Raw genomic sequence first — 6,164 nt, 5'->3', positions numbered from 1 at the left:
ATCAATCACATCATAATCGGCACCGACGTAATAGCTCTGGGACAAAATCTCCACCGCTTCAGGACGATTGGCATTGTTCTCGGCATCCAGCCAATGTGCAGCACGAATCAACGCTTTGACCATGGCGATATGGGTATTGGGATGTTTATCAGCCCATTGCTGGCTAACACCAAAAACTTTTTCCGGATTATTTTTCCATATTTCATAATCGGTAATGACGGGTACGCCAATCCCCATAAATACAGCTTGCTGATTCCAGGGCTCACCCACACAGTAACCATCAATGGTGCCAGCTTCCATGGTCGAGGGCATTTGCGGTGGAGGTGTGACAGATAACAAAGCCTCTGCCTGGAGTTGACCGCTGCTGTCACCTTTATGCGGGGCATAATAACCGGGATGGATACCACCAGCCGCCAGCCAGTAACGTAATTCATAGTTATGGGTCGATACGGGGAACACCATGCCCATATTGAATGATTTACCTTGTTGCCTGAATGATTCAATGACCGGCTTCAATGCCTCAGCAGTGATTGGATGCTGTGGATTCCCATCTTCCTGCATGGGAATATGGGGTTTCATCTGCTCCCAAACCTTATTGGAAACGGTAATGGCATTCCCATTCAGATCCATACTGAATGCCGTAATAATGTCAGCCTGGGTGCCATAGCCTATTGTCGCGCCAAGGGGCTGGCCGGCCAGCATGTGTGCACCATCAAGTGCACCATTGATCACACCGTCCAGCAATACTTTCCAATTCGCCTGAGCTTCCAGGGTGACGTACAGACCTTCATCTTCAAAAAAACCTTTTTCCTGAGCAATCGCCAATGGCGCCATATCGGTGAGTTTGATAAAGCCCAGACGAAGGTCTTCTTTTTCCAGTTCTCCGGGGGCGGCAACTAATGCAGAGGAAAAACTGATAGCAGTAGTTATCGCAACGGCAGACAGCCATCGACGCATAGGTTTTGAATTCTTATGGGGTAAAGACATAGTTAGCTCCAACTTAAAACTGTTTAGTTCAGACATCTGTTAATAAGATGATGCGAAATAAACAAGTCATGGGACAGAAAACGGCGGCGTTGCCCGGATACCAGAAAAAATCCATTCCGGTTACAGTTTTCAATCCAGCATTGGATTGTCTTGAGTCCACATTGCAGTTAATATGCCAACTACATACCTATTTAGAAAATCATATATTTCAGTTAGTTACAATAGATCCCTATATAGCTCATTGCTGCAACTTGCGTCGATTTGGGGCTAATTAAAATGTCTGGCACCCAGATGGTGCAACACCAGACAAATTTATTGATTTGCTTCAGGTTTGGGGATGAGTTTCCAGCAGGTTTGCTGTGGCCAGCACCTGTTTTGCCAGCATAGCCAGACGCATGTTCTGGTTCATCGCTGTAGTGCGTAACAGACGATAAGCCTCATCCTCACTGCACTGACGCTGCTGCATCAACACACCCTTGGCTCGATCAATAATCTTGCGTTCCGCCAGTTTGGTTTCCAGTGATTGCACTTGTTCACGCATCGTTTGTTGTTGCAAAAAACGATTGCGTGCCGTGCTGAGTAATGGCAGCACCCGATGCGGTTGCAAACCATCAACCACATACGCACTGACTCCAAGCTGAATGGCTTGTTTTTCGACCTGTGCATCATAGGTATCCGTAAAGATCACCACCGGCATGGGTTGCTGCCTGAGCAACATATCAACCAGCGCCATCATGTCACTGTCGCAGTTTCGCACTGCCAGAATGAACATGCCGGTGAATTCGAGTTGTTTCATCGCAAGTTTAGGAAGAGAAGCCGACTGGTTGGTCACCTCGAACATGGTGCCGTTCAATTGTTCGACTAATTGCTGTGCAATATCTGACCGATCGCACACCAATGTGGAATTAAAACTTTGTGTTGTGATGTCAGTTGAGTTTCGCATGATTATCCGCAGCATAATTAATGATAAGAGAAAACACATTGAGTACCGTTTCAATGGCACGGGTAGCCGTTTTAAAAAAATCATCGGCTGATAACGTAATGGCGCCTTCCATCAGCACTTGTTGATCTATCGTCTGTAATAACAGAGCAGTATCACGCTCAATTTTGTCGCTTTGGCCCGCAAGTATCTTTAACAAATCCTTATTCCGAATCCCACCCATTTCTCTAAGCAGTTCAGCAATTCTGCCGTTGGCAGTTAAACGTTGAAAAGACAACATCATGGTCTCAGCACCACCGCCCTGCCCACGGGCACACAAGGTTGATCCCACAGCACGGATTTGTCCCAGGGTTTCAGCCGCACGCAGTGTATCTAGGCAGAGTTCGGACAAACGGGTGATGTTATCTAGCATGAAGTGATGCAGATTGTATAAACGACTGAGATCATCAAACAACGACAATTGCCCGTCAATCATGGCATTGTGCTGACGAATAACCTGATGTGAAGTGAGTCTGCGTTCCTGGATTTGCTTTTTAAGACGCGGCCAGTGATCGACAAACGACAGCCATTGCGGCAGTGTTTGCATATCGGTGTTTTCGCTGGCCTGAATAAATTGATCAATTTCTGTTTGCAGGAAAACCAGCTTGCCTGCGAGGGAGGCATTACCAGCACAAACCGCACTGCTGGTTCCGCGATGTTGCTGACTGAGGTCAATTAACTGCTTGAGACGAACCAATTGTGAAATGGCATGTTTTACACGCCGTTGATCACGAACACTTACCGTCCATTGTTTGGTAGCGGCGAAGCATGCCGCTACCGTTAATGCACCTGCTATGGTGGGGTTGACTATCATAGTCTGACTCTCAACTAATCTTTATTCCATTATTCCCAGCTGAAAAGATAACCAGCCATTAGGCCCAGTGGAGAAATCAACACCAAGAAAAGCAGTTTGAAAAACTCTTTCATCAAATAGAAAAAATCAACTAGGTATCCCATGGTTGTAGCCTCCTTCTTTGTGTGGCAACACAAGGGACATTGCATAAGCTGTGCCAGAGGAAAACACTATATTTTTCAATATATTAAGAATCACCCAAGTCACACCATGCATTAAAATGGGTTGCAATAAACAACGAGTTGCTTATTTTTGGTGCGAAAACCCTGGGTCTGCTGATCTTTCAGATCCACCTCTGCCGTAGGCTATTTTTTTGTCGAACAAGGCGAAAAAATCGTCTCGGTCCTACGGGGTATGGCTGAAAATACAACACTTATGCCCCCCGGATGAACGGCATTGCTCCTGCCTTGACTGGTGCATTTTCAGTCCTAACAGAGACTGATCTGAAAGAACAACAGCCCCTGGAATAAAGGCAAAAAAAAAAGCCAGCCCTGATCAGGGCTGGCCTGGCCAACAATCAGCCGAGGAGATATCAGAATTTAACTTGTCCGTAGACCCAGAATTTTTCCGTATCCACCAGCGATGGAAACTCTTTATCTGCTTTGTAATCAGCGTATTTCACACCCACGGTGTAATGCTGATTAAAGGTTTTTTCAAGCAGGATATCCAGCTCATTTCCGGCATCCAGACTATCCTGATCAGTCTCAAAGTCGTGATATGAAACAATCAGTTTAGCGCCGAAAAATACATTGCCAACCACGGTCAGATAGGTATCTTTGAGTCCCTGTGCCGGTGTAGTCAGGAATTGATCTGCCCAGCCCTGAAACGCATGATTGGTGCCCAGCGGCGTTTTAAAACTGTCTGTACCATCACCTTCCTGAACTTCATAAGACAGTTTGGCCATCCAGCCTTTATGTTTGGCACCGAGTTCTGCCAGATAATAATCCTGATCATCCATCGTCCCGCTTTTATAGTCGCTCTGACGTGCATATTCAGCGGTATAAATCAGATTCCAGGCATCATTTATCGCAGGGGCACCACTGAATCGCACACCAAGCGTTTTAGAAGATGTGGCCTCAGCATCTTCATACTCCAACAAATAACCATAACCTTCGAGCTTGCCAAATGGTAGACCACTGTACTGGGCATTAAACAGATGTGCTTTCACATCAATCACACCATTTTTAATGATGCCAAAATCACGATCATCACCAAAAATGGTATTGATTTTATTTACAAAAGCATAGCTCAGCTGGGTATCAGGTAATGACTTGTTCTGGATGGAAAATGCATCAAACGTCTGATGATTCTGCCGCCATAGCACATTACCGATATAACGATGAAATGGTGCATCACGATAAGTGATTTGCTGCCGACCAAATTTTGCCAAGGTATCAAAGCCCTGATAACTCAGATAAGCCTGGTTTACTTCAGTACCATCCGGATCAGCGACCACCGAATAGTCGGTTTCACCATTGGTCGTACTGTTGTAGTTATCGCCACCTAAATCGGTCACATTCTCAAATTCAATAAAAGCTCCGAAACCGTTTAAACGACCGGTTTCATAACCCAACGTTGAACGCACGGTAAATGCATCGGCATCTTTCAGGTCATTATCCTGTTTGACTGACTCATAACGGGCACGGGCGGAGAAACTGACTTTACCGCCGGTCAGTGCTTCCAAAAAACTGTCTTTCTCTGCAGAAACTGCTGTGATTGGTAATGTGCCAATCAAGCTCGCCATCAACGTCGTTGCAGTATATGTAGGTAATTTTGACATGATCTTTCCTTAACTTACGGGTCGCGGAACCTTGGTTCGGCAACCGAAATATCAAAAAATAAAGATTGATTTGCCACGTCGTTGTGGCTGCATACGCGCAGGGCGGTTCAGAGTGGAAAGCATCATCGTAAATGCAGACCGCTCGTCAATTTTTTCAGGCAGAAACAAGTCTCTGCCAACAACCGTCAGGAGTTTGCTAACAGCTGTTTTAATTCGGGAATGCAGGATCCACAGTTGGTTCCTGCTTTGAGACAACGGCCGATATCTTCCACAGATTTGGCCTCACCTTGACGGATTGTGTCTTTAATTGTGGTTTCACCTACACCAAAACAGGCACAGACCATTTTTCCCTTATCCTGTTGTCCAGGTCCCGGACGTCCCGCCAGCAGACTTTGCCGGGCAGCTCCATCCAGGGTTTCTTCAGTAAATAATTGTGACAACCAGCCGCGCTCCGGCAGATGATGGTCCGCCGCCAGAAACATCACCGTTTGTAACTGATTATCGAGAATATTGGCGGCACGATAGCGCCCCGCTCGCTGATCACTGAATTCCAGCCATTCACCTTGTTGCTCGGTAAGATTCTGAATCCACTCAAGTGGCTGTTCCACCCAATTTTCACCGGCCAGTTCATAACGCCAGAACTGCTGGCCTTTGACCTTCACCCAATAGGCTGTTTCAGTGAGACTCAAGGGTTGGCGAGACAAAATAAAACCATGCCAGCGTGGTAAAAAGGGTCGTACATTCACCGGGGTATGTTTAGATTCGGGCTGACCGGAAATCGGATCGGTAATCGGTGCAACCAGGGTATCGACACGCGCTTGTGAAGCAAATTGTCCATTCCAGTGAATCGGCACAAAAATACTGCCCGGCCGTTGTTCCTGAGTTAAATTGACCCGTCCGGTCAAACGTCCCCATTTGCTCTCGACTTGTGCCAATGCCTTGTTCTGGATCTGCCAATGCCCGGCATCTACCGGATGCATGTCAATCATCGGCTCACTGATATGGGCATTGAGTCTGGGTGCCCGACCGGTGCGGGTCATGGTATGCCATTGGTCCCGAATGCGACCGGTATTAAGCACTAACGGATACACATCATCCACTTCGTTTTGTGGGTAATGTGGCTCCACCGCAATCATTCTGGCTTTGCCGGACGCTGTATAAAAATGATTGTCGGTAAACATCCGGGCGGTGCCTTGCGGGGCATTATCGGTCACCGGCCATTGAATAGGTTGCAGGGCGGCATATTCCTGTTCGGTGATATTGGCCAGCGCGCTGATATCAAAATCCCGCTGCCCCGCATTTTCAAAGGCCGATAACCTTGCATGTTCACGAAACACGTCTACCGCCGTTTCAAACTGGAATTGCTCGGCAAAGCCCAGTCGTTTACCGACTTCTTTAAGCATCCACCAATCGGCTTTGGCTTCTCCGGGAGCCGGTAAAAAAGCCCGCTGATGACTGATACGGCGTTCTGAATTGGTGACCGTGCCATCTTTTTCACCCCAGCCCAAAGCGGGTAACAACACATCGGCAAATTCGGTACAGTCGGTTTGTTTTTCAATTTCGGA

Annotated in this window: 5 protein-coding genes; all 5 read right to left on the bottom strand. The window is 47.0% G+C overall.

Going from position 1 to position 6,164, the window contains the following annotated elements; translation table 11 throughout:
• On the bottom strand, positions 1-987 hold a 987-nt coding region (locus B3O33_RS06520; RefSeq protein ID WP_292363229.1), incomplete at its 3' end, for a CmpA/NrtA family ABC transporter substrate-binding protein.
• A gap of 325 nt (positions 988-1,312) precedes the next feature.
• Positions 1,313-1,930, bottom strand: a complete 618-nt coding sequence (locus tag B3O33_RS06515) for an ANTAR domain-containing response regulator (RefSeq protein WP_292362594.1) — start codon at positions 1,928-1,930, stop codon at positions 1,313-1,315.
• The gene (locus B3O33_RS06510) at positions 1,914-2,780 is read right to left on the bottom strand and encodes a nitrate- and nitrite sensing domain-containing protein (protein ID WP_292362593.1); all 867 of its coding nucleotides are present in this window, start codon (positions 2,778-2,780) and stop codon (positions 1,914-1,916) included. Before B3O33_RS06510 ends, B3O33_RS06515 begins: the two co-directional genes overlap by 17 nt.
• Positions 2,781-3,351: 571 nt before the next feature.
• A complete protein-coding gene (locus B3O33_RS06505; protein ID WP_292362592.1) occupies positions 3,352-4,599 on the bottom strand; it encodes a hypothetical protein in 1,248 nt (415 codons plus the stop codon).
• A 185-nt stretch (positions 4,600-4,784) separates the two neighbouring features.
• The coding region (locus tag B3O33_RS06500; protein ID WP_292363228.1) for a molybdopterin dinucleotide binding domain-containing protein at positions 4,785-6,164 on the bottom strand (1,380 nt) is incomplete at its 5' end.

Origin of the sequence: Methylophaga sp. UBA1464, from assembly GCF_002325665.1 — a bacterium.
Lineage (GTDB): Bacteria > Pseudomonadota > Gammaproteobacteria > Nitrosococcales > Methylophagaceae > Methylophaga.
This window is presented reverse-complemented; position numbering and strand designations above follow the sequence as displayed.